General features: G+C 72.1%; 22 protein-coding genes and 1 tRNA gene. 3 read left to right on the top strand and 20 right to left on the bottom strand.

What is annotated here, in order from left to right; all coding sequences use genetic code 11:
• Positions 1 to 16: 16 nt before the first annotated feature.
• On the bottom strand, positions 17 to 2,689 hold the full coding sequence (polA, locus tag ACIPEQ_RS01345) for a DNA polymerase I (RefSeq protein WP_402713595.1): 2,673 nt from the start codon (positions 2,687 to 2,689) through the stop codon (positions 17 to 19).
• Between the two features lie 112 nt (positions 2,690 to 2,801).
• On the opposite strand from polA, the gene ACIPEQ_RS01340 reads away from it, so the two are divergent.
• Positions 2,802 to 3,170, top strand: coding sequence for a PaaI family thioesterase (locus tag ACIPEQ_RS01340; protein ID WP_058730186.1), 369 nt, complete (start codon positions 2,802 to 2,804; stop codon positions 3,168 to 3,170).
• Between the two features lie 19 nt (positions 3,171 to 3,189).
• Here ACIPEQ_RS01340 and ACIPEQ_RS01335 read toward each other — a convergent pair whose 3' ends face one another.
• The 6 genes from ACIPEQ_RS01335 to ACIPEQ_RS01310 form a co-directional block, all read right to left on the bottom strand.
• Positions 3,190 to 3,660 (bottom strand): GNAT family N-acetyltransferase, encoded by a 471-nt coding sequence (locus ACIPEQ_RS01335; protein WP_402713594.1) that lies wholly within the window; start codon positions 3,658 to 3,660, stop codon positions 3,190 to 3,192.
• A gap of 137 nt (positions 3,661 to 3,797) precedes the next feature.
• Positions 3,798 to 4,403, bottom strand: a complete 606-nt coding sequence (locus ACIPEQ_RS01330; RefSeq protein ID WP_022903868.1) for an ANTAR domain-containing response regulator — start codon at positions 4,401 to 4,403, stop codon at positions 3,798 to 3,800.
• Between the two features lie 178 nt (positions 4,404 to 4,581).
• Positions 4,582 to 4,662: transfer RNA gene (locus tag ACIPEQ_RS01325), tRNA-Leu, on the bottom strand.
• 41 nt (positions 4,663 to 4,703) lie between these two features.
• Positions 4,704 to 5,261 carry an MOSC domain-containing protein gene (locus ACIPEQ_RS01320; protein WP_402713592.1) on the bottom strand — a complete coding sequence of 186 codons (558 nt, stop codon included), beginning with the start codon at positions 5,259 to 5,261 and terminating at the stop codon, positions 4,704 to 4,706.
• Positions 5,258 to 6,832 carry an ATP-binding protein gene (locus ACIPEQ_RS01315; protein WP_402713590.1) on the bottom strand — a complete coding sequence of 525 codons (1,575 nt, stop codon included), beginning with the start codon at positions 6,830 to 6,832 and terminating at the stop codon, positions 5,258 to 5,260. The genes ACIPEQ_RS01320 and ACIPEQ_RS01315 overlap by 4 nt, the downstream gene beginning before the upstream one ends.
• Entirely contained in the window at positions 6,832 to 7,515 is a 684-nt protein-coding gene (locus ACIPEQ_RS01310) for a response regulator transcription factor (RefSeq protein WP_402713588.1), read from the bottom strand. The genes ACIPEQ_RS01315 and ACIPEQ_RS01310 overlap by 1 nt, the downstream gene beginning before the upstream one ends.
• A 149-nt stretch (positions 7,516 to 7,664) precedes the next feature.
• Here ACIPEQ_RS01310 and ACIPEQ_RS01305 point away from each other — a divergent pair, with 149 nt between their 5' ends.
• Both ACIPEQ_RS01305 and ACIPEQ_RS01300 read left to right on the top strand, forming a co-directional pair.
• Positions 7,665 to 8,171 (top strand): hypothetical protein, encoded by a 507-nt coding sequence (locus ACIPEQ_RS01305; RefSeq protein WP_402713587.1) that lies wholly within the window; start codon positions 7,665 to 7,667, stop codon positions 8,169 to 8,171.
• Between the two features lie 158 nt (positions 8,172 to 8,329).
• Positions 8,330 to 8,869, top strand: coding sequence for an HdeD family acid-resistance protein (locus ACIPEQ_RS01300; protein WP_402713585.1), 540 nt, complete (start codon positions 8,330 to 8,332; stop codon positions 8,867 to 8,869).
• A gap of 63 nt (positions 8,870 to 8,932) precedes the next feature.
• Here ACIPEQ_RS01300 and ACIPEQ_RS01295 read toward each other — a convergent pair whose 3' ends face one another.
• From ACIPEQ_RS01295 to hisF, 13 genes are all read right to left on the bottom strand, one after another.
• Positions 8,933 to 10,009, bottom strand: coding sequence for a VIT1/CCC1 transporter family protein (locus tag ACIPEQ_RS01295; RefSeq protein ID WP_402713584.1), 1,077 nt, complete (start codon positions 10,007 to 10,009; stop codon positions 8,933 to 8,935).
• Positions 10,010 to 10,351: 342 nt separating this feature from the next.
• Positions 10,352 to 11,797, bottom strand: coding sequence for a pyruvate kinase (pyk, locus tag ACIPEQ_RS01290; RefSeq protein WP_066654495.1), 1,446 nt, complete (start codon positions 11,795 to 11,797; stop codon positions 10,352 to 10,354).
• 139 nt (positions 11,798 to 11,936) lie between these two features.
• Positions 11,937 to 13,394, bottom strand: a complete 1,458-nt coding sequence (locus ACIPEQ_RS01285; protein WP_402713583.1) for a glutamate synthase subunit beta — start codon at positions 13,392 to 13,394, stop codon at positions 11,937 to 11,939.
• A gap of 65 nt (positions 13,395 to 13,459) precedes the next feature.
• Entirely contained in the window at positions 13,460 to 18,067 is a 4,608-nt protein-coding gene (gltB, locus tag ACIPEQ_RS01280; protein WP_402713581.1) for a glutamate synthase large subunit, read from the bottom strand.
• A gap of 215 nt (positions 18,068 to 18,282) precedes the next feature.
• Positions 18,283 to 19,278 carry a prolipoprotein diacylglyceryl transferase gene (gene lgt, locus ACIPEQ_RS01275; protein WP_209677234.1) on the bottom strand — a complete coding sequence of 332 codons (996 nt, stop codon included), beginning with the start codon at positions 19,276 to 19,278 and terminating at the stop codon, positions 18,283 to 18,285.
• Between the two features lie 234 nt (positions 19,279 to 19,512).
• Positions 19,513 to 20,316 carry a tryptophan synthase subunit alpha gene (gene trpA / locus ACIPEQ_RS01270; RefSeq protein WP_402713580.1) on the bottom strand — a complete coding sequence of 268 codons (804 nt, stop codon included), beginning with the start codon at positions 20,314 to 20,316 and terminating at the stop codon, positions 19,513 to 19,515.
• Positions 20,313 to 21,527: a tryptophan synthase subunit beta gene (gene trpB / locus ACIPEQ_RS01265; protein WP_402713578.1), complete on the bottom strand. Its 1,215-nt coding sequence runs from the start codon at positions 21,525 to 21,527 to the stop codon at positions 20,313 to 20,315. Before trpB ends, trpA begins: the two co-directional genes overlap by 4 nt.
• Before the next feature lie 64 nt (positions 21,528 to 21,591).
• Positions 21,592 to 22,392, bottom strand: coding sequence for an indole-3-glycerol phosphate synthase TrpC (trpC, locus tag ACIPEQ_RS01260; protein WP_402714200.1), 801 nt, complete (start codon positions 22,390 to 22,392; stop codon positions 21,592 to 21,594).
• Between the two features lie 13 nt (positions 22,393 to 22,405).
• The gene (locus tag ACIPEQ_RS01255; protein ID WP_066654504.1) at positions 22,406 to 22,645 is read right to left on the bottom strand and encodes a DUF6704 family protein; all 240 of its coding nucleotides are present in this window, start codon (positions 22,643 to 22,645) and stop codon (positions 22,406 to 22,408) included.
• Positions 22,642 to 23,409, bottom strand: coding sequence for a Trp biosynthesis-associated membrane protein (locus ACIPEQ_RS01250; protein ID WP_402713576.1), 768 nt, complete (start codon positions 23,407 to 23,409; stop codon positions 22,642 to 22,644). The genes ACIPEQ_RS01255 and ACIPEQ_RS01250 overlap by 4 nt, the downstream gene beginning before the upstream one ends.
• Positions 23,406 to 24,950 carry an anthranilate synthase component I gene (locus tag ACIPEQ_RS01245; protein WP_402713574.1) on the bottom strand — a complete coding sequence of 515 codons (1,545 nt, stop codon included), beginning with the start codon at positions 24,948 to 24,950 and terminating at the stop codon, positions 23,406 to 23,408. Before ACIPEQ_RS01245 ends, ACIPEQ_RS01250 begins: the two co-directional genes overlap by 4 nt.
• Entirely contained in the window at positions 24,947 to 25,372 is a 426-nt protein-coding gene (gene hisI / locus ACIPEQ_RS01240; RefSeq protein ID WP_402713572.1) for a phosphoribosyl-AMP cyclohydrolase, read from the bottom strand. The genes ACIPEQ_RS01245 and hisI overlap by 4 nt, the downstream gene beginning before the upstream one ends.
• A gap of 53 nt (positions 25,373 to 25,425) precedes the next feature.
• Positions 25,426 to 26,181, bottom strand: coding sequence for an imidazole glycerol phosphate synthase subunit HisF (gene hisF, locus ACIPEQ_RS01235; RefSeq protein WP_126890815.1), 756 nt, complete (start codon positions 26,179 to 26,181; stop codon positions 25,426 to 25,428).
• Between the last annotated feature and the right edge of the window lie 67 nt (positions 26,182 to 26,248).

The raw sequence follows: 26,248 nt of genomic DNA, 5'->3' as shown, positions 1-26,248 counted from the left end.
ACGCGACCCGCGCGGGTCAGTGCGCCGCGACCTCCCAGTTCGGGCCGACGCCGACCGACACGTCGAGCGGGACGCTCAGCTCGGCCGCCGCACCCATCCGCGTCCGCAGGATCTCCTCGACGCGCTCCTGCTCGCCGGGCGCGACCTCGAGGATGAGCTCGTCGTGCACCTGGAGCAGCAGGTGCGACTCGAGCGAGCCCTCACGGAGGTCCTCGTCGACACCGAGCATCGCGATCTTCATGATGTCGGCCGCCGACCCCTGGATCGGGGCGTTCAGCGCGGCACGCTCGGCGTTCTCACGGAGGACGCGGTTCGGGCTCTTCAGGTCCGGGAACGGACGACGGCGACCGAAGATCGTCTCGGTGTAGCCGTCCTCGCGGGCCTGCTCGACGACGCCCCGGAGGTAGTCGCGCACGGCACCGAACCGGGCGAAGTACTCGTTCATGAGCGTGCGGGCCTCGGACTGTTCGATGCGGAGCTGCTTCGACAGACCGAACGGGCTGAGGCCGTACGCCAGGCCGTAGGACATCGCCTTGACCTTCGTGCGCATCTCCGGCGTGACGTCGGCCGGCTCGACCGAGAACACCCGGGCGCCGACGAAGCGGTGCAGGTCCTCGCCCTCGTTGAACGCCTGGATGAGGCCCGGGTCGCCCGACAGGTGCGCCATGATGCGCATCTCGATCTGCGAGTAGTCGGCGGTGACGAGGGTCGTGTACGGCTCGGCGACCGCGAAGGCCGAGCGGATGCGGCGGCCGACGGCGGTCTTGACCGGGATGTTCTGCAGGTTCGGGTCGGTCGACGACACGCGGCCGGTGCTGGTGCCGGTCTGCTCGTAGCGGGTGTGGATGCGCCCGTCGACGACCGCCGCGTCGAGCGTGTCGACGATCTGGCGGAGCTTCGTCGCGTCACGGTGCTGCAGCAGCAGGCCGAGGAAGGGGTGCGGGTGCTGCTCCTGCAGGTCCGCCAGGCTCGCGGCGTCGGTCGAGAAGCCCGTCTTCGTCTTGCGGGTCTTCGGCATCGCGAGCTCGGTGAACAGGACCTCCTGCAGCTGCTTCGGCGAACCGAGGTTCACCTCGTGCCCGATCTCGGCGAACGCCTGCTGCGCGAGCTCGGCGGCCCGCTCCCCCAGGTCGTGCGACAGCCCGGTCAGCACCGGTCGGTCGATGCCGACGCCGATGGTCTCCATGCCCGCGAGCACCGGGACGAGCGGCAGCTCGATCGTGTCGAGCACGCGCAGCGACGACTCGTCGACGCGCGAGCGCAGAGCGGTGTCGACGCGCAGGACGTACCAGGCGTGCACCCCGATGTTCACCGGCTCGGTCTCGGGGACGAGCTGGTTCGGGTCGGCGGTCGGCAGTTCCTCGCCGAGCTCCTGGTACACGAGGTCGGCGAGGGGCTGCCCCTGCTTGCCGGGTTGTGCGAGCCACCCGGTGAGACGGGCGTCACCGGCGATGCCCGCGACGGTGATGCCGACCGTTCCGAGGGCCTTGATCGCGGCCTTGGCGTCGTGGAAGTGCTTCGGTGCGTCGGACGCGAACCACGCGGCGAGCTGCTCGTAGTCCTTCGCGCCGCTGCCGCCGGGGACCAGGACGGCGTCGTCGTGGGTGGCGATGCCGATCGCGCTGAGCCGGCCGTCGATGACCTCGACCGCGACGCCGAACCCGTTCTCGGCGTCGTTCGCACCCTTGCGCTCGAGCCAGTGGCCGAGCTCCTCGTCGATGACCGTGGTGACCTTCGGCGGGGTCGGGGCACCGCTGTCGACGGTGCCGGGGGCGTCGCTCGCCTCGCCGGGCTCACCGTTGCCGGCGACCTTGAACACCCGGTCGAGCAGGGTGCGGAACTGCAGCTTCGCGAAGAGGTCGCGGACCGCCTGCTCGTCGAGCGGGCGCAGTGCGACGTCGCCGGGGCCCACGGGCAGCTCGACGTCGTTCACGAGTCGGTTCAGCTTCCGGTTCCGGATCGCCCGGTCCTTCTGCTCGCGGAGGTTGTTGCCGACGACGCCCTTGATCTCGTCGGCGTGCTCGAGCACCCCCTCGAGCGAGCCGTACGCCGTGATCCACTTCACCGCGGTCTTCTCGCCGACCTTGTCGATGCCGATCAGGTTGTCGCTGGTCTCGCCGACGAGCGCCGCGATGTCCGGGTACTGGTGCGGCTCGATGCCGTACCGCTCGTACACCTTGTCGCGGTCGTACCGGGTGAGCTCGGAGACGCCGCGCACCGACGGGTACAGCAGCGTGACGTCGTCGTTCACGAGCTGGATGGAGTCGCGGTCACCGGACACGACGTACACCTGGTACCCCTGCTCGGACCCCTGACGGGCGAAGGTGGCGAGGATGTCGTCGGCCTCGTAGTCCTCCTTCGTGACCGTCGTGATGCCCATCGCCTCGAGCGCCTGCTGCAGGAGCGGGATCTGGCCCTTGAACTCCGGCGGGGTCTCGGAACGGGTGCCCTTGTAGTCCTCGTACTCACGCGTGCGGAACGAGAACCGGGAGATGTCGAACGCGACCGCCAGGTGCGTCGGCTTCTCGCGCTGCAGGAGCATGAGCAGCATCGAGATGAAGCCGTGGATGGCGTTCGTGTGCTGCCCCTCGCGGTTCACGAAGCTGTCGACCGGGAGCGCGTAGAAGGCCCGGAAGGCGAGCGAGTGGCCGTCGATGACCATGAGGGTAGGCTTTGCGGAGTCCGACACCCGGACAGCCTACCGACGCCATCCGACACGGGAGTCCGCCAGCGTGACCGACGACGTGACCCACGAACCGACCACCTCCGGAGCCGTCGACGAGCGACTGTCCGACCGCGGGATGGGTGAACTCGCCACGAAGATGGGCATGGAGATCACCGAGCTGAGCGCCGAGCGGGCCGTCGGATCGATCCCCGTCGAGGGCAACCGCCAGCCGGTCGGCCTGCTGCACGGCGGCGCCTACGTCGTGCTCGCCGAGAGCCTCGGTTCGATGGCCGCGAACGTCCACGCCGGCCCCGGGCGCTACGCCGTCGGGATCGAGCTGAGCGCGTCCCACTCGCGGAGCGCCACGAGCGGCCGCGTGACCGGGACCTGCACGGCGATCCACCTCGGCGGCACCCTCACGACGCACGAGATCGTCCTGACCGACGACGAGGGCCGACGGTGCTCGACCGTGCGCATCACGAACATGATCCGCGAGCGGCGCTAGTCCACCGGACCGGGACCGTTCAGTCCTCCGGCGGTCGCTGCAGCAGCAGGCGGGCGTCCCCGAACCCGAGCCGACGGTAGAGCGTCTCGCCGACGACGCTCGAGTGCACCACCACGCGCTCCGCGCCGGCCTCGTCCGCCACGTCGAGCAGGGCCGCGACCAGGAGCTTCGCCACTCCGGCGCCGCGCAGGTCCGGGTGCACGTAGACGCTCTGCAGCTCGGCGGCGACGCGTCCCCGTGGGCGGTGCGGCACCGGCGGACGGGCGTTCAGCGCGAGCCACGCCATACCGAGCACGACGCCGCCCCGCTCCGCGACGACGGACCGGTGCGAGTCGCCGTGCTCGCGGGCGAAGGCGGTCATCGCCTCGCGGTACTCCTCGCGGGTCGCCGTCGGCGCGCGCCCGTCCTCGTCGACGCTCCACCGCCAGCGCAGGTCGGCGACCGCAGGCATGTCCGCCGGTCGGGAGGCTCGGATCACCACGTCGTCCATGTCCCCACCCTGCCAGGTCGACGGCGCGGCGGCGGGGCCGACCCGCGCCTCCCGTCCGGCGCCTGCCGCGGCCGGAACGCGGAGAGCGCCGCCGGACCGGTCCGGCGGCGCTCTCCGCGTGAGCGAGTGGGTACTCGTTACTTCTTGGCGCTGAGCTGCTCGATGATCGCCTTCGCGACGTCGTGCATGGTCAGGCGGCGGTCCATCGACGCCTTCTGGATCCAGCGGAACGCCTCGGGCTCGGTGAGGCCCATCTTCTCGTTGAGCAGGCCCTTGGCACGGTCGACGAGCTTGCGGGTCTCGAAGCGCTCGACGAGGTCGGCCACCTCGGCCTCGAGCGTGATGATCTGCTGGTGGCGCGAGAGGGCGATCTCGATCGCGGGCAGCAGGTCGTTCGGGGTGAAGGGCTTCACGACGTAGGCCAGGGCACCGGCCTCCGTCGCACGCTCGACGAGGTCCTTCTGGCTGAAGGCCGTGAGGAGGACCACCGGAGCGATGTGGTTCTTGGAGAGCTTCTCGGCAGCGGAGATGCCGTCGAGCTGCGGCATCTTGACGTCCATGACGACGAGGTCCGGGCGCAGGTCGGTCGCGAGCTGGACGGCGGTCTCACCGTCGCCCGCCTCGCCGACCACGTCGAAGCCGTTGTCGCGGAGGATCTCGACGATGTCGAGACGGATGAGCGACTCGTCCTCGGCGACGACGACGCGACGCGGTGCTGCTGGGGTTGCTTCTGTGTCACTCACGACGGAGAGCCTACTAGACGGAGTGCGCGGCTTCCGTCAGCTGTGGAGTGGCGTCGACAACGAGCTTCCGTACGAGTGGCGGGACCCTCGGTGCGCGCAGCCCCGCACGCCGTGAGCGACCTTGTACGAGTGGCGGGACCCTCGGTGCGCGCAGCCCCGCACGCCGTGAGCGACCTTGTACGAGTGGCGGGACTCGAACCCGCACGCCGTGAGGCAGAGCATTTTGAGTGCCCCGTGTCTACCGTTCCACCACACTCGCGAGGGCTCCAGGCTAGCAGGGCCCGGGTCCGCCTCCGGTCGTCACACCGGAACGAGCGGCTGCGGCTCCCCCGCCGGCAGCTCGACGCGCACGGTGTCGCCGGCGCGGACCACGCCGCCCGCGACGACCACCCCCATCACGCCGCCCTTGCGCTCCACCGTCCCGTCCTCGGCCCGACCGAGGACCGCGCGGAGCAGGCCGGGGTCGAAGTCGTTGATCTGCTGGCAGGGGTTCCGGAGTCCGGTCACGCGCACGCACGCCTCGTCACCGAGGTGGAGCATCGCACCCGTCGGCAGTCCGAGCAGGTCGACGCCGCGCGTGGTGACGTTCTCCCCCATGTCGCCGGGGACGACCGTGTGCCCGGCCGCTGCGACCTCGTCGAAGACCTCGGCGTGCAGCAGGTGCACCTGGCGCAGGTTCGGCTGCGAGGGGTCGCGGGCGACGCGCGACCGGTGCTGCACGGTCGTGCCGGCGTGGGCGTCGCCCTCGACACCCCACCCGGTGACGAGGGTGATCTCCTCGACCACGGGCTTGCTGAAGCGGTGTTCGGCGTCGCGGCTCACCGCGACGATCCGGCCGGTCTCCTGAAGAGCGCTCACGTGCCCATCGTCGCAGACGCAGGGGCCCGACCGACAGTCCGGGGTGCTCCGGGCGCAGCATCGACGGACCGTCCGGCGTGGGGCAGGCGGAGCACGAACCGGGCGCCGCCGAGCGTGCCGTCGTCCCCGTGGACGAGGGTCCCGCCGTGGGCGACCGCGATGCCGCGGGCGATCGGCAGGCCGAGTCCGGCGCCGCCCGACCGGACGTCGCGGGAGTCCTCGAGCCGGACGAGACGGTCGAACACGCGCTCCCGGTCCTCGGCGGGGATGCCGGGGCCGTCGTCCTCGACCTCGAGCACCACGTCGCCCTCGTCCGTGCCGAGGGCCACCCGGACCGTCCCCGTGCCGCCGGTGGCCCGTGCGGCGTTGTCGACGAGGTTCCCGAGCACCTGGGCGAGCCGGTCGGGGTCGACGTCCGCTCGCACGGACCCGGACGGCACGTCGGGCTGCAGGGTGATGCCCGGCAGCCGGAGTCCGAGCCGGTCGACCTCGGTACGGATCCACGGCACGAGGTCGGTCGTCCGTCGGTCGAGGGCGATCCCGCGGTCCAGGCGCGCCATCGTGAGCATGTCGTCGACGAGGCGTGCCGCGCGGTCCGCCTGTCGGACGACGTGCACGGCGAGCACCTCGGTCGTCGCCGGGTCGTCGCCGCCGCTGCGCACGAGGGTGTCGGCCGCTGCGCGGACCCCGGCGACCGGCGTGCGGAGTTCGTGTGCAGCGTCGGACAGGAACCCGCGGACGCGCTCCTCGGCGGCGACGGCCTGGGCCTCGGCGCCCTCGACGGCGTCGAGCATCTCGTCGAACGCGGCGGCCACGCGGCCGATCTCGGTGTCGGTCCTGGCGGGTCGGAGGCGCCGACCGCGATCACCGTCGGCGATCGAGCGCGCGGTCGCGGTGACCTCGTCGAGCGGGCACAGCGCCCGACGGACGACCACGACGACGCCCACCACGGCGACACCGAGGAAGGCCGCGGACGCGCCGCCCATGACCCAGCCGAGCTGCGCGAGGGTCTCCTGCACGTCACGCGTCCCGGCGGTCAGGGTGATGCGGGTGCCGTCGTCGAGGACGGACCGGAGCGTGAGGACGCCGTCGTCGTCCCGCAGGCTGGACGACACGACGGATGCACCGGACGTCGCCGAGGCGGCTCCGGGCCCGGACGACCCGGCCGACGACGACCCGGCAGACGTCGATCCGGGGGCCGACGACCCGCCCGCTGACCGGTCGCGCACGGCCGGTCCCGGGAGTCCTCCGGGGTCGGGCGGACCGGAGCGCAGCTGGTCGGGGGTCGGACCGGCTTCGACAGCGGCACCGTCGGGCTGCACGATCCGCACCGAGAGTCCCTGGTCCGAGAGCCGGTCGGCCAGGTCGTCCGCGTCGAGCACCCCGACGAGCGCGGCCGCGGCGGCCGCCCGGTCCCGCAGGCGGTCCTCGACCTGGGCGCGGAGCCGGGCGCCGAGCACCGCCTCGACCGCGACGACGAGCCCGGCGAGCAGCACCGCGAGCAGCACGAGCACCGCCACGACGGTCCGCAACCGCAGCGACGTCGTGCGGAGCCGATCGCCGACCGGCATCACGCTGCGCCCCGGTCCACGGCGAGCCGGTACCCGAGCCCCCGGACGGTGTGCACGAGCCGGGGTCCGTGCGCCTCCATCTTGCGGCGGAGTGCGCTGAGGTGGACCTCGACCAGGTTCGGCGCGATGTCCTCGTAGCCCCACACCTGTGTCGTGATCTGTCCCTTCGACACCGTCCGGCCCCGACTCTCGGCGAGGAAGCGCAGCAGCCGGAACTCCGTGGCGGTCAGGTCGAGCAGGACACCACCGCGTCGGACGGTCGCGCCCTCGGGGTCGAGCACCAGGTCGCCGACCTCGATCACCGACGGGACCCGACCGCGGCGACGCAGCACGGCGGTCACCCTGGCCACGAGCTCGGCCATCGCGAACGGCTTCACCACGTAGTCGTCGGCCCCCTCGGCGAAGCCGCGGAGTCGGTCGTCGAGCTCGTCCCGCGCGGTCATCATCACGACGGCGGCGTCCGACCGTGTACGGATCCGGGCCGCGAGCAGGATGCCGCTCGGGCCGGGCAGCATCCAGTCGAGCAGGACGAGGTCGGGGGCGGCCCGGTCGAGGTCCTCGGCGATCGAGCGGCCGTCGGACACCTCGGTCACGACGAAGCCCTCGGCGCGCAGGGTCGCGGCGACGGCGGTGCGGAGGGAGTCGTCGTCCTCGACCACCAGGACACGAGCGGGTGCGTTCACGGCGGACACGGTAGGTGGGCACTGCCCGTAGAGAGCATGGAGGACGCTGGAGGATCGCTGTGCTTCAGTCCTGCTTCAGATTCGAGCTCGACCGTCGTCCTCGTCGCCGGACCACTCCGGTCCGGTGACACCGACACGGAAGGCACACCATGCACGACGAACGACACGACCAGCCCGTCACCGCTCCCGACCGCCGCCGCCGCACGCTGCGTCGCGTCGGGATCGGGTCCGCGGCTGCTGCAGCGCTGCTCCTCGGCGGGCTCGGCGTGACCGCCGCCGTCGCCGACGGATCCGGCACCCCGCGCGCCACGAGTGCACCGACGGATGCGCCCAGCGGCGCACCGACCGACGCTCCCGTTCCGGGCGCGAAGGACGCCCCCGGCCACGGCGCGGAGAAGGCACCGGGCGCCGAGGGCACCGGTCCGGGCGCTGCTCCGGCTCCCGGCTGCGTGGCCGCCCCGCCGGCCGGCGACGCACCGAAGCCGAAGGACGGCGACGCACCGAAGCCGCCGACCGGCACGGACGCACCGGAGCCGCCGAAGGACGGCGACGTCCCCACCCCGCCGACCGGCACGGACGCCCCGAAGCCGCCGCAGCCCGGCCAGGGCGACAGCGCGGACGGATCCGCCACCCCCGCGCCGACGTCCGGGTCCTGAGCGGGTCGCCCCGGTGCGGGAGGCGCCCGTCGTCGGCCGACCGGTCGACGCACGTCGCGCCTCCCGGCCGGACCGGCGCGCCCGATCCCGACCGCGGACGCCGACGTGCTCCCACGGGTACCGTCGGGGTCCTCGCGGACCGAGCGGAAGGGGCATCCGTGGACTCTCGCGCCGTGCGGTCGTTCCGCGCGTTCGTCGTCGTCACGGCCGTGGTCGCGATCGTGCTCGGCATCGTCGCCGTCGTCTGGCCCGAACCGTCCCTCGTCCTCGTCGCACTCGTCTTCGGCGTCTACCTGGTGGCGGCGGGCGCGATGCGCGTCGTCGCGGCGGTGCGGGGGCACGGCACGTCCGCCGTCTGGCGGTGGACGTCGGGAGTCGTCGGCGGACTCGTCGGGGTCGCCGGCCTGGTGACCCTCGTCGACCCGGCGATCCCCCTGTTGGCCTACGCCGTGCTGGCGGGCGTGGCGTTCCTCCTCGAGGGCGTCGCAGCCATCGTCGGCGCGTTCGTGGGGCACCCGGGTTCCTCGAGGCTGCCGAGCGTGGTGAGCGGGCTCCTGTCGATCATCGGCGGCGTCGTCGTGCTCGTCGCGCCGGGGCTCGCGCTGACGGTGTTCACGGTGTTCTCCGGCATCGCGCTGGTCGTCGTCGGGGCCGCGGCGCTCCTGTTGCTCCCCGCACGCGCGGCCGCGCGCCGCTGACGCGTCAGGCAGGAGCGTCCGCCGGCTGCTGCGGCGTCGATCGGGAACCGCTCGCGTCGCCCGTCACGCGCTCCCGGTCCCGAACAGCAGGCCGAGCCCGTACGTCACGACCGCGGCGCCGAAGCCGATCGCGAGCTGGCGCAGTGCCCGCTTCAGCGGTGAGGCCCCGCTGAGCACACCGACGACCGCACCGGTCCCGAGGAGCGCGATGCCGACCAGCACGGCCGCGAGCACGATCGCCGGCCATCCCTGGAGCCCGAACAGGTAGGGCAGCACCGGGATGATCGCCCCGGACGCGAAGAAGCAGAAGCTCGACACGGCGGCGCTCGTCCCGCTGCCCACCGCCTCGTGCTCGTCCGTCGCGGTGGCTGCCGTGACCGTCCGACCGCCGAGGACCTCGGCCGCGTGCGCCTGCGCCGCTGCCTCGTCCATGCCGCGCGCGCGGTAGACCAGGGCGAGCTCGTTGGCGTCGACGTCCAGGTCGGCGACCGCCCGCCCGGCCTCGGGGTGCGGCGCGGAGGCGTCGAGCAGCTCGCGCTGCGACCGCACCGACACGTACTCCCCCGCCCCCATCGACAGTGCACCGGCGAGCAACCCGGCGATCCCGCTGAGCAGCACGAAGTGCCGGTCGGCGCCCGAGGCACTGATGCCGATGATCAGCGCGAGGTTCGACACGAGTCCGTCGTTGGCCCCGAAGACCGCCGCGCGGAAGGTGCCGGACAACCGCATCCGGCCGCGGTTCGCGAGGCCCCGGACGACCTCGCCGTGGATCCGCTCGTCGGCCGCCATGCGTGCGGTCGCGTCGTCGTCGTCGGCGTAGGGCGACCGGTCCTCGGCGCGCTGCATGAGCGCGAGGACGAACACCGAGCCGAACCGCTTCGCGAGTGCGGCGAGGACCCGGGTGCGCAGGCTGCCGCGGAACGGTCGGCCGACGTCGTCCCCGAGCAGGTCGAGCCAGTGCTGCTCGTGCCGCCTCTCGGCGTCGGCCAGTGCCGCCAGGATCTCGCGCTCCTCACCGGAGCGGCGGGTCGACAGGTTCCGGTAGACCGCGGCCTCGGCACGCTCGTCCGCCAGGTACCGACGCCAGCGGCGCACGTCGGCTGCGGTGGGTGCGGTGGGGCGTTCGTCCTGGAGGCTCACGGCACCGATCCTGCCCGCTCGTTCCGACGCGTGGTCGCGGCGCACCGCGGGTGGCCGGTTCCGGCCCATCGGGACGCCTCGGTCACGGCGAGACGCCGTCGGCGCGACGAGACGCCTCCGTCGCGACGAGACGCCGCTGGCGCGGCGAGACGCCGTCGGATCCGAGGGCGTCTCGCGCGCTCCGGGCCGTCTCGCGGCGACGCCGGCGTGTCGACGCCGCCGGTCACCCGACGCGGCGGGGGCACACACGCGACAGGGCGCGGACCGGAGGCCGTGCGCGGTGTCGCGCCGTGCCTCCCGTCCGCGCCCTGTCGGCGTGGTGACCGGGTGGTCTGACCGGGGTCAGTCCCGCACGTAGGCGGGAGCCGCCTCGGCGTGCGCGTCGCCGACGCGGTGCACGCGCAGGTCGTTCGTCGAGCCCTCGAGTCCGGGAGGCGAGCCGGCCGTCACGATGACCCGGTCGCCGGGGGCGGCGAGACCGTTCGCGAGCAGCACGTCGTCGACCTGCGAGAACAGCTCGTCGGTGTGGGTCTTGCGCTCCACGAGGAACGAGCGGACACCCCAGGTGAGCGCCATGCGGCGCCGCGTGGCCTCGTTCGGGGTGAACGCGATGATCGGCAGACCGTGGCGGAGCCGCGACATGCGACGTGCCGAGTCGCCGGACTCGGTGAAGACGCAGAGGTACGACGCCTCGGTGAACTCGGCGATCTCGACCGCGGCGAGCGTGATCGCACCGCCGAGCGTGCGCGGCTTCGTGCCGAGCGGGGCGATGCGCTCGAGGCCGTGGTCCTCGGTCGACTCGACGATGCGGGCCATCGTGCGGACCGTCTGCACCGGGTACTCGCCGACGCTGGTCTCGCCGGAGAGCATGACCGCGTCCGCGCCGTCGAGGACGGCGTTCGCGACGTCGGAGGTCTCGGCCCGGGTCGGGATCGGCGACGAGATCATCGACTCGAGCATCTGCGTCGCGACGATGACCGGCTTCGCCATGCGGCGGGACAGCTCGACGGCGCGCTTCTGCACGATCGGGACGGCCTCGAGCGGGAGCTCCACACCGAGGTCACCGCGGGCGACCATGATGCTGTCGAAGGCGTCGATGATCTCCTCGAGGGCGTCGACGGCCTGCGGCTTCTCGACCTTGGCGATGATCGGGAGGCGCTTGCCCTCCTCGTCCATGATCTCGTGGGCGCGGACGACGTCCGAGGCATTGCGGACGAACGACAGCGCGATGAGGTCGGCGCCCTGACGGATCGCCCAGCGGAGGTCCGCCTCGTCCTTCTCGCTCAGCGCCGGGACGTTGACCGCGACGCCGGGGAGGTTGATGCCCTTGTTGTTCGAGACGGTGCCGGCGACGACGACCTCGGTGCGCACGCGCACGCCGTCGGTGTCGAGCACGCGCAGGCGGACGCGGCCGTCGTCGATGAGCAGCGGGTCGCCGGGCTTGACGTCCTGGGGCAGGCCCTTGAACGTCGTGCCGCAGATCTCCTTCGAGCCGGGGACGTCCTCGGTCGTGATCGTGAAGACGTCACCGACGGCGAGCTCGTGCGGGCCGTCGGCGAACTTCGCGAGACGGATCTTCGGACCCTGCAGGTCGACGAGGATCGCGACCGGCTTGCCGAGGTCCTCGGCAGCGCGACGGACGTTCTCGTAGTTGGCCTCGTGGACGCTGTAGTCACCGTGGCTGAGGTTGAGGCGGGCGACGTCGACGCCCGCTTCGATGATCTCCTTGACGGTCTCGTAGTCCGACGTAGCCGGACCGAGCGTCGAAACGATCTTTGCGCGTCTCAATGGATTCCTTCGTGTGGTGGGTGGTGCCGGTTTCCGCGCTGTGGGGCCGCGCGGAACGAGAGCAGGCCACCAGCACCCTATCGAGTGCCGGTGGCCTGCTGCTCATCGGTGGACCGGTGTTCCGTGCGCGTTCACGACGTCAGACCGTGAGCGCGCGGTCGGTGGCCTTGACGGGCGCCGGCAGGATGGTCGAGCCCTCGAGGTACGCGTCGACCTTCGAGGCGGCGGCGCGCCCCTCGGCGATCGCCCAGACGATGAGCGACTGGCCACGGCCGGCGTCACCGGCCACGAACACGCCGGGCTCGTTCGTCGAGTAGTCGGCCTGACGGGCGACCGCTCCCGAGACCGTCGCGGGGAGCCCGAGCTGCGGCTCGATGGTGTCGGTCTCGGGACCGGTGAAGCCCATCGCGATGAGCACCAGGTCGGCCGGGATCTCGCGCTCGGTGCCCGTCTTCGGCACGCGACGACCGTCGAGGTACTCGGTCTCGGCGACCCGGAGCGCGCGGACCTCGCCCGCGGCGTTGCCGAGGAACTCGACCGTCGACGCCAGGAAGTGCCGCTCGCCGCCCTCCTCGTGGGCGCTCGTGACCTCGAACACCGTCGGGAACATCGGCCACGGCTGCTCGGACGGACGCTCGAGCGGCGGCTGCTTGCCGATCGCCAGGTTCGTCACGCTCAGGGCGCCCTGGCGGTGGGCGGTGCCGATGCAGTCCGCGCCGGTGTCGCCGCCGCCGATGACGACGACGTGCTTGCCCTCGGCCGTGACCTGGTTGTCGACGGTGGTGCCGGCGTTCGCCTTGTTCTGCTGGACGAGGTACTCCATCGCGTAGTGCACGCCCGCGAGGTCGCGTCCGGGGATCGGCAGGTCGCGCGGCACCGTGGCGCCGGTGGCGACGACGACCGCGTCGTAGCGGGACTTCAGGTCGTCCCACGTGATGTCCACGCCGATCTCCACGCCGGCGCGGAAGCGGGTGCCCTCGGCCTGCATCTGGGCGAGCCGCGCGTCGATCTGGCGCTTCTCCATCTTGAAGTCCGGGATGCCGTAGCGCAGCAGGCCACCGATGCGGTCGTCCCGCTCGTACACGGCGACGGTGTGACCGGCGCGCGTGAGCTGCTGGGCGGCAGCGAGGCCGGCGGGGCCCGAACCCACGACCGCGACGGTCTTGCCGGTCAGGCGCTCCGGCGGGTGCGGGGTGACCCAACCGTTCTTGTACGCCTCGTCGATGATCGAGACCTCGACCTGCTTGATGGTGACCGGCGGCTGGTTGATGCCGAGCACGCAGGACGACTCGCACGGGGCGGGGCAGAGCTTGCCGGTGAACTCCGGGAAGTTGTTCGTCGCGTGCAGGCGCTCGATCGCCTGGCGGCCCTCGCCGCGCCACGTCAGGTCGTTCCACTCCGGGATGAGGTTCCCGAGCGGGCAGCCCTGGTGGCAGAAGGGCACGCCGCAGTCCATGCAGCGACCGGCCTGCCGCTTCAGGGCACCGGACTCCTGCTGCTCGTAGACCTCCTTCCAGTCCATGAGCCGCACGGGCACGGGGCGGCGGGGCGGGAGCTCGCGCTCCTGCACCTTGAGGAAGCCCTTCGGGTCAGCCATGGTCCGCCTCCTGCTCGGTCTCGTTCGGGGTGGGGTGGTCGCTGCGGGAGCGCGCCGGGGTCGTATCAGCCACCGGTCACCTCCAGGATGCGGTTCCAGACGACGGTGCCGTCCGGGTCGAGGCCCTCGTCGACCGCCTGCTGGCGGGTCGCGAGGACGGCGGCGTAGTCGCGCGGGAGCACCTTGACGAAGTCGCTCAGGTCACCGGACTCGAGCAGGTCGCCCGCGACGGTCGACCCGGTCTCGGCGAGGTGCTGCCGGAGCAGGTCGGTGACGATCTCGACGTCGGCGCTGTCGAGCTCCTCGAGCCGCAGCTCACCGGTCGCCAGCGCGTCGGCGTTCACGTGCTCCCGACGGAGCCCGCGGACGTACGCGGTGCCGCCGGACATGCCGGCGCCGAGGTTCCGTCCGGTCTCGCCCAGGATCAGCGCGAGCCCACCGGTCATGTACTCGAGCGCGTGGTCGCCCACGCCCTCGACCACCGCGGTCGCGCCGGAGTTCCGGACGAGGAACCGCTCGCCCACGATGCCGCGGATGAACATGCTGCCCTGGGTCGCGCCGTAGCCGATGACGTTGCCCGCGATGACGTTCTCGGACGGGTCGAACGCCGACTCGGTGTCCGGGCGGACGACGATCGCGCCGCCGGACAGGCCCTTGCCGACGTAGTCGTTGCTGTCGCCGACCAGGCGGAGCGTGATGCCCGCCGGCAGGAACGCCCCGAGCGACTGCCCGGCCGAGCCGCGCAGCGTGACGTCGATCGACCCGGCGGGCAGGCCGTGCTCGCCGTGCCGCAGCGTGACCTCGTGGCCCAGCATGGTGCCGACCGCCCGCTCGGTGTTGCGGATCGGCAGGTCGAGCGCGACGGAGCCGCCGTGCTCGAGGACGTCGGCGGTCTGCCGGACGAGCTGCACGTCGAAGTGCTCGTCGAGCTCGTGGTCCTGCTCGCGCAGGTGACGGCGGGGCTCGTCGCGGCCGAACTCCGGCCCGTGCAGGACCGGTGCGAGGTCGAGGCCCGACGCCTTCCAGTGCTCCACGGCACGGTCGGTGTCGAGCGTGTCGACCTGTCCGATGGCCTCGTCGAGCGACCGGAAGCCGAGCTCGGCGAGGAGCTCACGGACCTCTTGTGCGATGAACTCGAAGAAGTTCACGACGAACTCGGGCTTGCCGGTGAAGCGCTTGCGGAGCTCCGGGTTCTGCGTCGCGACACCCACCGGGCACGTGTCCAGGTGGCAGACACGCATCAGGATGCAGCCCTCGACGACGAGCGGTGCGGTCGCGAAGCCGTACTCCTCGGCGCCGAGCAGCGCCGCCACGACCACGTCGCGGCCGGTCTTCATCTGCCCGTCGACCTGCACGACCACGCGGTCGCGCATGCCGTTCAGCATGAGGGTCTGCTGGGTCTCGGCCAGGCCGATCTCCCACGGGGTGCCCGCGTGCTTGAGCGAGTTGAGCGGGGACGCCCCGGTGCCGCCGTCGTGGCCGGAGACGAGCACGACGTCGGCCAGCGCCTTCGTCACGCCCGCGGCGACCGCGCCGATGCCGGACTGGCTCACGAGCTTCACGTGGACGCGCGCCGACGGGTTCGCCCGCTTCACGTCGAAGATGAGCTGCTTGAGGTCCTCGATCGAGTAGATGTCGTGGTGCGGCGGCGGCGAGATGAGCCCGACGCCGGCGGTCGCGTGCCGGGTGCGGGCGACCCACGGGTACACCTTGGTCGGCGGCAGCTGCCCGCCCTCGCCCGGCTTCGCGCCCTGCGCCATCTTCAGCTGGATGTCGGTGGCGTGCGTCAGGTACATGCTCGTGACGCCGAAGCGGCCGGAGGCGACCTGCTTGATCGCACTGCGGCGCTCGGGGTCGAGCAGACGCTCGACGTCCTCGCCGCCCTCGCCCGTGTTCGAGCGCGCACCGAGGCGGTTCATCGCGATCGCGAGGGTCTCGTGGGCCTCTTGTGAGATCGACCCGTAGGACATCGCGCCGGTGTTGAACCGCTTCACGATCGACTCGATCGGCTCGACCTCGTCCAGCGCGATCGGCTCCCGGACGCCGTGGCGGAACCGGAACAGACCGCGGAGCGTCATGAGCTCCTCGGACTGGTCGTCGACCGCCTGCGAGTACTCGCGGAAGATGTCGTACCGGCGGGCACGGGTGGCGTGCTGGAGCCGGAAGACCGTGTCCGGGTTGAACAGGTGCGGCGGACCCTCACGGCGCCACTGGTACTCGCCGCCGGTCTGCAGCCGCTCGTGCGACAGCACCGCGCCGTCCTGCGGGTACGCCTGGGCGTGACGCTCGGCGTTCTCCTTCGCGATGACCTCGATGCCGACGCCGCCGAGGATCGACGAGGTGCCCGTGAAGTACTTGTCCACGAACTCCTGGCTGAGCCCGACGGCCTCGAACGCCTGCGCGCCGGCGTAGCTGGACACCGTCGAGATGCCCATCTTCGACATGATCTTCAGCACGCCCTTGCCGAGCGCCTTGATCACGTTCTTCACGGCCTGCTCCGGCGTGATGCCGGTGATCATGCCCGAGCGCACGAGGTTCTCGCACGTCTCCATCGCCAGGTACGGGTTGATCGCCGAGGCGCCGTAGCCGATCAGGGTCGCGACGTGGTGGACCTCGCGGACGTCGCCGGCCTCGACGATGAGCCCGACCTTCATGCGCTGCTCGGTGCGGATGAGGTGGTGGTGCACGGCCGCGAGCAGCAGGAGGCTCGGGACGGGTGCCTGCTCGGCGTTGCCGTCACGGTCGGACAGCACGATGAACTGCTTGCCCGACTCGATCGCCTGGTCGACCTCGTCGCAGACCGCCGCGATGCGCTTCTGCATCGCCTTCTTGCCCGCGTCGACGCGGTACAGGCCCTTGATCGTGACGGTCAGGTGGCGTCCGGACTCCGTCTCGAAGTGCTGGATCTTCGCGAGCTCGTCGTTGTCGATCACCGGGAAGTCGAGCACGATCTGCTTCGCGTGCTCGGGCCCGGCGCTCAGCAGGTTGCGCTCCGGTCCGAGGCCCATGCCCATGGAAGTGATGACCTGCTCGCGGATCGAGTCGAGCGGCGGGTTCGTCACCTGTGCGAACTGCTGCGTGAAGTAGTCGAACAGCAGGCGCGGACGTTCCGAGAGCACGGCGATCGGCGTGTCCGAACCCATCGCGCCGAGGGGCTCCGCACCGGTCTGCGCCATCGGGCGGAGCAGGATGCGGACCTCTTCTTCGGTGTACCCGAACGCACGCTGGCGCCGGGTGACCGATGCCGGGGTGTGCACGATGTGCTCGCGCTCCGGCAGGTCGCTCAGGTTGATCCGCCCCTCGTCGAGCCACCGCGCCCACGGGCCCGACGTCGCCAGCTCGCGCTTGACCTCGTCGTCCTCGATGATCCGACCGGCCTCGGTGTCCACGACGAACATCCGGCCTGGACGCAGGCGGCCCTTGCGGACGACCTTGCCCGCCGGGACGTCGATGACACCCGTCTCGGACCCCATCACGATCAGGCCGTCGTCCGTCACGAGGAAGCGCCCGGGGCGCAGGCCGTTGCGGTCGAGCGTCGCGCCGACGACCGCGCCGTCGGTGAACGTGATCGCCGCCGGGCCGTCCCACGGCTCCATGAGCATCGAGTGGTACTCGTAGAACGCCCGGAGGTCCGGGTCCATGCCGACCTGGTTCTCCCAGGCCTCCGGCACCATCATCGACACCGCGTGCGGCAGGCTGCGGCCGGTCAGCGTGAGCAGCTCGAGGGTCTCGTCGAACGACGCCGAGTCACTCGCGCCCGGGCTGACGATCGGCAGCAGCGGCGCGAGGTCGCCGAGGAGTTCGCTCTCGAGCTGCGACTGGCGCGCGCGCATCCAGTTGCGGTTGCCGCGGACGGTGTTGATCTCACCGTTGTGCGCGAGCGTGCGGAACGGCTGCGCCAGCGGCCACGACGGGAAGGTGTTCGTCGAGTAGCGCGAGTGCACGATCGCGAGCTTCGACGCGAAGCGCTCGTCGCTGAGGTCCGGGTAGAACGGCTCGAGCTGGAGCGTCGTGACCATGCCCTTGTAGACCATCGTCCGGCTCGACAGCGACATGAAGTAGACCTCGACGCCGTGCTCCGCGCGCTTGCGCAGCCGGAAGGCCTGACGGTCGAGGGCGATCCCGCTCCAGGCGGCACCGTGGACGTCGTGCCGGGTCGAGGCGACGAAGAGCTGCTCGAACGCCGGCATCGCGGCACGCGCGAGCGTCCCGAGGACCTCCGGACGCACCGGCACCTCGCGCCAGCCGAGGACCTTCAGGCCTTCCTCGCGGGCGATGCGCTCGACGGCGCCCTTCACCGCGTGGCGCTCGTCCTCGTCGACGGGCAGGTAGGCCGTTCCCACCGCGTACTCCCCCGCGGCAGGCAGTTCGAAGGGCACCTCGTCGCGCAGGAACGCGTCCGGCACCTGGCACAGGATGCCCGCGCCGTCACCGGTACCGGCGTCGGAGCCGACGGCACCGCGGTGCTCGAGGTTCCGGAGCGCGCCGAGCGCGGCGTCCACGATGTCGTGCCCGGCGGTGCCGCGGAGCGTCGCGACCATGGCGAGGCCGCAGGCGTCCTTCTCGTTCGCCGGGTCGTAGGCACCGACGGCCTCGGGCACGGCCGAGAAACGTCGGTGCGCCGGCTGCAGGGAGCGCGTCGAACGGGGGGCAAGGTCTGGCTGGAGCGCCATGGGGAACCGTCCTCACGAGGAAGTGGAACAGGGACGTCGGTGGCCCGGTGGTGCGTTCCGCCCGAGCGGGCGGGACTGGTGCCCGTGCGCGTCGCCGTGGAGGGTGCGCAGACGACGCGCGAGGTGGCGGGGTCGCTCGTGGTGACCCGACCGTGCGGAGGGTGCTCCGTGGCCGGCGGGTGCCGTCCGTGGAGCGGGTGCTGCCGGTCGCGGAGTTACCGCGCGCGGCCTGCTGCAGGGACCGGATCGGCGTCGACGTCGGTCGCCGGAGCGTCGTCGTCGTGTTCCGACCAGGTGTCGTCCGAGTCTACATCGGAGGTCCGACGCGGCTCGCGACCCGGCAGGTACGGGCTCGGCTCCTGACCGGTGTGCCGACGCGTCTGCACGAGGAAGATCACGATGCCGAGCAGGATCGCGGCGAACGACATCCAGACGTTCGTGCGGATCCCGAAGAAGGTCTCGCTCGTGTCGACGCGGATGGACTCGAGGACCGATCGGCCGGTGCCGTACCAGATCAGGTAGAGCGCCATGACCTTGCCCCACTGCAGCCGGAAGCGCTTGTCGAGCAGCAGGATGACGACGACGCCGACGACGTTCCAGATGATCTCGTAGAGGAAGGTCGGGTGGAACAGCGTGCCCTCGGGCAGGCCCTTCGGGAACGCGGCGTTCGTCGACTCGATCTCGAGCCCCCACGGCAGGCTCGTCGGCATGCCGAACAGCTCGTGGTTGAAGTAGTTGCCGAGGCGGCCGAAGGCCTGGGCGAGCAGGACACCCGGCGCGATGGCGTCGATCAGGGTCGAGAAGCGCAGACCCACCTGGCGGCACCCGATGTACGCGCCGAGCGACCCGAGGATGAGCGCGCCGAAGATCGCCAGCCCTCCCTCCCAGACGTAGAGGAACGAGAGCGGGTCACGCCCCGGCCCGAAGTAGTCGCTGACGTGGGTGAAGACGTGGAACAGGCGACCACCGATGATCCCGGCCGGCACCGCCCAGATCGCGATGTCGATGATGATCCAGCGCTCGACCCCGCGGGCGTTGAGCCGCCGGTTCGCCAGCACGACGGCCGCGACGATGCCCAGCAGGATGCAGATCGCGTACGCGTGGATCCGGAAGTCGAGCGGCAGCGACCAGCCGAACGCGTCACGGAGCCAGGCGGTCAGGTCGAAGTACTGCCACGCGGTGCTCGGGCTCGGGATGCTCAGGAGGGGCATGGAGGTGCTGTCGCCTTTCGGTGCTGGACGGCCGCGGTGCCGCTGGAGGGTCGGCCCCGCTCACTGTAGCGCGGGAACCGCGCCGACCAGGAACCAGGGCGCGGTCCTGTGGGAACTGTGACCGACACGGACGGGAGGCGCGGAGCGGGTGAGCCGGTCGGCCCACCCGCACCGCGCCTCCCGTCCGGTCTGCTCGCTCTCGGCTGGCGGCTGGCGGCTGGCGGTGCGCCCTCGTCAGCCGCGCACGGCGCCGCTGGTCAGGTCGGCCGCGCGGTCCGCGACGCCCTGGACGCCGAGGTCGGCGAGGGCGCGCACGAAAGCGGACCCGATGATCGCGCCGTCCGCGTACTCGAGGACCTCGCGCACCTGGTCGGCGGTCGAGATGCCGAGGCCGACGCACGTGCGCTCCACCCCGGCGTCGCGGAGTCGCGACACGACGGTGCGGGCGGCGGTGTCGACACCGACGCGCGCACCGGTGACGCCCATCGTCGACACGGCGTAGACGAACCCGCGACTCGATCGGACCGCCTGCTCCATGCGGGCGTCGGTCGAGGACGGCGCCGCGAGGAACACCCGGTCGAGCCCGGTGCGCTCCGACGCGTCGATCCAGGCGCGGCCCTCGTCCGGGATGAGGTCCGGCGTGATCAGGCCGGACGCGCCGGCCGCGACGAGGTCGTCGGCGAAGCGCTCGACGCCGTAGCGGAGCACCGGGTTCCAGTAGGTCATCACGAGTACGGGCACGTCGACCCGGTCGGTGATCTGGTGGACCGCGTCGAACACCTGCGCGACGCGGAACCCGTTCGCCAGGCTCTCCTCGGCGGCGCGCTGGATCACCGGACCGTCCATCACCGGGTCGGAGTACGGCAGGCCGAGTTCGATGACGTCGACCCCGTTCTCGGCGAGGGCGACGGCTGCGTCCACGCTGGTCTGCAGATCGGGGAAGCCGGCGGGCAGGTACCCGACGACGGCGCCGGCGCGCTCGGCGTTCGCGGTGTCGATCGTCGTCGCGACCGACGTGGAGGTCCCGGGGTTCGTCACAGCTGCACCGCGTTCTCGTCGAGGATGCCGAAGTAGCGGCTGGCGGACGCGACGTCCTTGTCACCACGTCCGGACAGGGACACCAGCACGACGCCGTCGGGACCGAGCTCCTTGCCCAGCTTGATCGCCCCTGCGAGCGCGTGCGCCGACTCGATGGCCGGCAGGATGCCCTCGGTCCGGCCGAGCAGGCGGAAGGCCTCCATCGCCTCGGCGTCGGTGATCGGCGAGTACTGCGCGCGGCCGATCGAGGCGAGGTAGGCGTGCTCGGGACCGACGCTCGGGTAGTCGAGGCCCGCCGAGATGCTGTGGCTCTCGATGGTCTGGCCGTCCTCGTCCTGCATGAGGTACGACATCGTGCCCTGGAGGACACCGGTGCGCCCGAGCGAGATGCTCGCGGCGTGCCGACCGGTCTCGATGCCGTCGCCGCCGGCCTCGAAGCCGTGCAACCGGACCGACTCGTCGTCGAGGAAGGCCTCGAAGATGCCCATCGCGTTCGACCCGCCGCCGACGCACGCGGCGACGGCGTCCGGCAGACGACCGATGCGGTCGAGGACCTGCTTCCGGGCCTCCTCGCCGATCACCTTGTGGAACTCGCGGACCATCTCCGGGAACGGGTGCGGACCTGCGACGGTGCCGAGCAGGTAGTGGGTCGAGTCGACGTTCGCCACCCAGTCGCGCAGTGCGTCGTTGATGGCGTCCTTCAGCGTGCGCGAGCCGGTCTCGACGGGGATCACCTCGGCGCCGAGCAGCCGCATGCGCGCGACGTTCAGCGCCTGACGCTCGGTGTCGACCGCACCCATGTACACGACGCAGTCCATGCCGAACAGCGCCGCGGCGGTGGCCGTCGCGACGCCGTGCTGCCCCGCACCCGTCTCGGCGATCAGGCGGGTCTTGCCGAGGCGCTTCGCGACGAGCGCCTGACCGAGCACGTTGTTGATCTTGTGCGAGCCGGTGTGGTTGAGGTCCTCGCGCTTGAGGATGATGCGCGCACCACCGGCGTGCTTCGCGAACCGCGGCGCCTCGGTGATGATCGACGGACGACCGGTGTACTCGCGCTGGAGCGTGTCGAGCTCCTCGCGGAACGCCGGGTCCGCCCAGGCCTCGCGGAAGGCGGTCTCGAGCTCGTCGAGCGCGAGCACGAGCGACTCGGGGACGAAGCGTCCGCCGAAGTCGCCGAAGTACGGGCCCTGCAGGTCACGGAGTGAGGTCACAGTGGGTCTCCCGGGGTGTTCGGCGGCCCCGGTGTGCGGGGCGACCGGTGGGACGGTGGTCGGATCAGCCGCGCGGACGGCCGGAGCCGTCCGCTGCGGCGATGAACGACGCGAGGGTGGTGGCGGGGTCCGCGCCCGTGACGAGCGCCTCACCCACCAGGACGACGTCGGCACCCGCAGCGCGGTAGTGGGCGACGTCGGCGGGACCGGCGACGGCGGACTCGGCGACGCGCACGACCCCGTCGGGGATGCGGTCGGCGAGGGAGCCGAACAGGTCGCGGTCCAGCGAGAAGTCGGTCAGGTCGCGCGCGTTGACGCCGAGGATGCGTGCGCCGGCGTCCAGGCCGCGGGAGACCTCGTCACCGGAGTGCGCCTCGACCAGCACGCGCATGCCGAGCTGCTCGGCGAGCTCGTGCAGCTCGACGAGCTGTCGCTGCTCCAGCGCCGCCACGATGAGCAGCACCAGGTCGGCCCCGGCCGCACGGGCCTCGAACACCTGGTACGGGTCGGCGATGAAGTCCTTGCGGAGCACCGGCAGCGACACGCGCGCCTTCACGGCCTCGAGGTCGGCGAGGCTGCCGAGGAACTTCCGCCCCTCGGTGAGGACGCTGATCGTCGACGCTCCGCCACGCTCGTAGTCGGCAGCGAGGGCGGCCGGGTCCTCGATGGGCGCCATCGAACCGCGCGACGGGCTCGCGCGCTTGACCTCGGCGAGGATCTTCACGCGGTCGCCGGGCGACAGGAAGTCGAGGGCGTCGAGCGGCGACGCCACCCGGTCCAGGTCGCGCTCGACGTCCGAGAGCGGACGGTCGGCACGACGGGCGGCGGCGTCCTCGAGCGCGCCCGCGACGAGGGTCTCGAGCACGTTCGGCACGGGACTACTCCGCGTGGTGCTTGGCGACGTACTTCGGACCGTTGACGCCGTAGCCGGCCTTCGCCATCACGGCACCGACGACCAGGCCGATCACCACGACGACGGCGGACGCCCAGACGCCCCACGCCAGGTCGAACCAGAAGAACAGCGTGCCTGCCGCGAAGCCGATCAGCATGATCACGACGGCGGTCCAGGCGGCCGGCGAGTGGCCTTCGCCGAGTTCTGCGGGCTCAGTGTTGCTCACGGTGCTCCTCGTTCTGCTCCGGCGCCGTCGTCCGATCGGCGCCGATCCGATCCTACCGTGTCGCTCGTGGACGACTCCCCCACCGCGCCCGTCCCGCGGGTCTCGGCGGCGGAGTCCGCGGCCGGGTCGGCGGACCGCTCGGCGGTCGGGTCGGCGGTGGGGTCGGCGGTCGGGTCGTCACCGGCGCTCAGGTCGTCCCAGTCGGTGATCGCGTCGCGCGGTACCGGGGACTGGGCACGGGCGTCGGCGGCGGCACCGGCGGTCGCGGCCGCGTACTTCCGGGTCGGGCCGGGCCACTGCCGCTGCACCACGAACACGACGATGCCGAGGACCACGGCGAGGACTCCGCCGGCGATGCCCACGGCGGGCCAGGCGGTGACGTCCACCCGGTCGACGACCTGCCGCACGGCCTCGGTGTCGCTGACGCCGGCGACCTCGCCGACCGCACCCTTCGATGCGGCGACCGGGTCCGCCAGTGCACCGATGCCGGTCGCGACGACCGCGAAGCCGAGCAGCACCTCGACCGCCGCGAGCACGACACGGAGCACCCGGCCGGCGATCGTCAGGGCGAGGAACAGTGCCAGACTCGCGATGGCCAGCGCCGTGTACTGCGGCACGACGGCGGCACCGTCCGCCACGACCCGCGGCACCACCGCGGTGCCGGCGTGCAGGTGCACCGTGAACCAGGTCCGGGTCCAGGAGAGCATCACGATGCCCGCGACCGCGAGGCCGGCGACGACGACGAGCGGGCGGGAGCGCCTCACGAGCGGACCTCGCGCATGCGGTTCGCGGTCGCGACGGCACGCAGGGGGGCGGCGGCCTTGTTGACGGCCTCGACGTGCTCGGTGTGCGGGTCGGAGTCGGCGACGAGTCCGGCGCCGGCCTGCACACGGGCCACGCCGTCCTTGATGAGCGCCGTGCGGATCGCGATCGCCAGGTCGGCGTCGCCCGCGAAGTCGAAGTAGCCGACGACCCCCGCGTACGCCCCGCGCTTCGCCGGCTCGAGCTCGTCGATGATCTCGAGCGCGCGCGGCTTCGGTGCTCCCGACAGCGTGCCGGCGGGGAAGGTCGCTCGGAAGACGTCGATCGCCGAGGCCTCCGGCCGCACGGAGCCCTCGACGCTCGACACCAGGTGCATGATGTGGCTGAAGCGCTCGACGGTCATGAACTCGGTCACCGCGACGGTCCCCGGCTCGCACACCTTCTGCAGGTCGTTGCGGGCGAGGTCGACGAGCATCAGGTGCTCGGCGCGCTCCTTCGGGTCCGCGAGCAGCTCGTCGCCGAGGCGGACGTCCTCGACCGGGCTCGCCCCGCGCGGGCGGGACCCGGCGATCGGGTGCGTGATCGCGCGCCCGTCCTGCACCTTCACGAGTGCCTCCGGCGAGGCGCCCACGATCCAGAAGCGCTCGTCCGCGGTGTCCGCCAGGGCGAGGAAGTACATGTAAGGGCTCGGGTTGAGCGTCCGCAGCACCCGGTACACGTCGAGCGGATCGGCCGTGACGTCGTGGTCGAACCGCTGCGAGATCACGACCTGGAACACGTCGCCGTCGCGGATGAAGTCCTTCGACCGCTCGACCGCGGCCATGTAGTCCTCGGGCGTCGTCCGGTGGCGCGGTGTCGGCTCGGCGATCTCGAACGCCTCGGCCACCGTCGCCGGGCTCGGCTGCACCAGGTCGGCCTGCATCCGGTCGAGCCGGGCCTGCGCGTCCGACCACATCGTGTCGGCGTCGTCGGTGCCGTCGTTGAGGACGCTCGCGACGAGGAGCACGAGACCCGTGCGGTGGTCGAGCGCCGCGAGCTCGGACACGAACGCCAAGGCCTGCCCCGGCACATCGAAGTCGGCCGGCGGGACGTCCGGCAGGTGCTCGAGCTGCCGCACGGCCTCCCACCCGATGAACCCGACCGTGCCGCCGACGAGCGGCGGGGTGCCCGGCACGCGCGGGGTCGCCCACCGGTCGTGCAGGCGCGCCAGGACGTCGAGGGGTGCGCCCTCGAGCGAGTCCACGGCCCGGGACGCCGGGATGCCGGTGTCGATCCACGAGGCCCGGTCACCGTCCTGGGTCAGGACGCCGAAGCTCCGGACCCCGACGAACGACCAGCGCGACCACAGGCCGCCCTGGCCGGCGGACTCGAGCAGGAACGACCCGGGGCGGCCGTCCGCGAGCTTGCGGTAGACGCCGACGGGCGTCTCGCTGTCGGCGTACAGCGCGCGGACGACCGGGACGACGCGGTGGCCGTCGAGCAGGTCGTCGAAGGCCTGCCGGGAGGTCGTGCGCGGTTCCTCCGCGCCGGTGGCGGTGCTCATCGGGTCTCCTCCACGGCCGTGGTCGCTCCGTGTGCGTCGGTCACGACCTCGGCCGGCGCGGACGCCGTCACGGGGTCGAGCGGGTCGACCTCGAAGCAGCTGTGCGCACCCGTGTGGCACGCCGCCCCGACCTGCTGCACGGTGACGAGCAGGGTGTCGTCGTCGCAGTCGAGTGCCGCGGCGCGGACGTACTGCGCGTGCCCGGACGTGTCGCCCTTCCGCCAGTACTCCTGCCGCGACCGCGACCAGAAGGTCACCCGCCCCTCGGTGAGGGTGCGGCGGAGGGCTTCGCGGTCCATCCAGCCGAGCATGAGGACGTCCTTCGAGGACTCCTCCTGCACGACTGCGGGGAGCAGCCCGTCGTGCCCGAACCGTGCGCGGTCGAGGACCGCCTCCGTGCTGGTGCTGGTGCTGTCGGTCATGGGACTCCTAGCCTACGGCGGGGTGTCGGCGGACGGGTGTCAGCGGACGGGTGTCAGCGGACGGGGTGGCCGGCGGCGCGCAGCGCTGCCTTGACGTCCCCGATGGTCATCTCGCCGCGGTGGAAGACGCTGGCGGCGAGCACGGCGTCCGCTCCCGACTCGACGGCCGGGGCGAAGTGCTCGACGCGACCAGCGCCTCCCGAGCCGATGACGGGGACCGACGAGACCGCGCGCACCGCGGCGATGAGCTCGAGGTCGAAGCCGTTCTTCGTGCCGTCGGCGTCGATCGAGTTGACGAGCAGCTCGCCGGCGCCGCGCTCGACGCCCTCGCGTGCCCACGCGATCGCGTCGAGGTCGGACTCCGTGCGGCCGCCGTGCGTGGTGACCACGAAGCCGGACGGCATCCGGTCCGAGCGCTTCACGTCGAGCGACAGCACGACCGCCTGCGCACCGAAGCGGTCCGCGATCTCGCCGACGAGCTCCGGCCGGGCGATCGCCGCGCTGTTCACGCCGATCTTGTCCGCGCCGCACTGCTGCAGACGGGACACGTCGTCGACGCTCCGGACGCCACCGCCGACGGTGAGCGGGATGAAGACCTGCTCCGCCGTCCGGGTCACGGTGTCGTACATCGTCGCGCGGTTCTCGACCGTCGCTCCGACGTCGAGGAAGGTGAGCTCGTCGGCGCCCTGCTCGTAGTAGCGGGCGGCGAGCTCGACCGGGTCGCCGGCGTCCTGCAGGTCGAGGAAGTTCACGCCCTTGACGACCCGACCGCCCTGCACGTCGAGGCACGGGACGACCCGGACCGACACCCCGCCGGCGACACCGGCGGCACCACTGTCGGTGGAACCGCGCTCGGGTCCGGTCGCGCCGGGGCGC

Source organism: Curtobacterium sp. NPDC087080 (assembly GCF_044745105.1).
GTDB lineage: Bacteria > Actinomycetota > Actinomycetes > Actinomycetales > Microbacteriaceae > Curtobacterium.
Note: the sequence above shows the minus strand (reverse complement) of the source record. Positions and strands in the feature narration are given on the sequence as shown.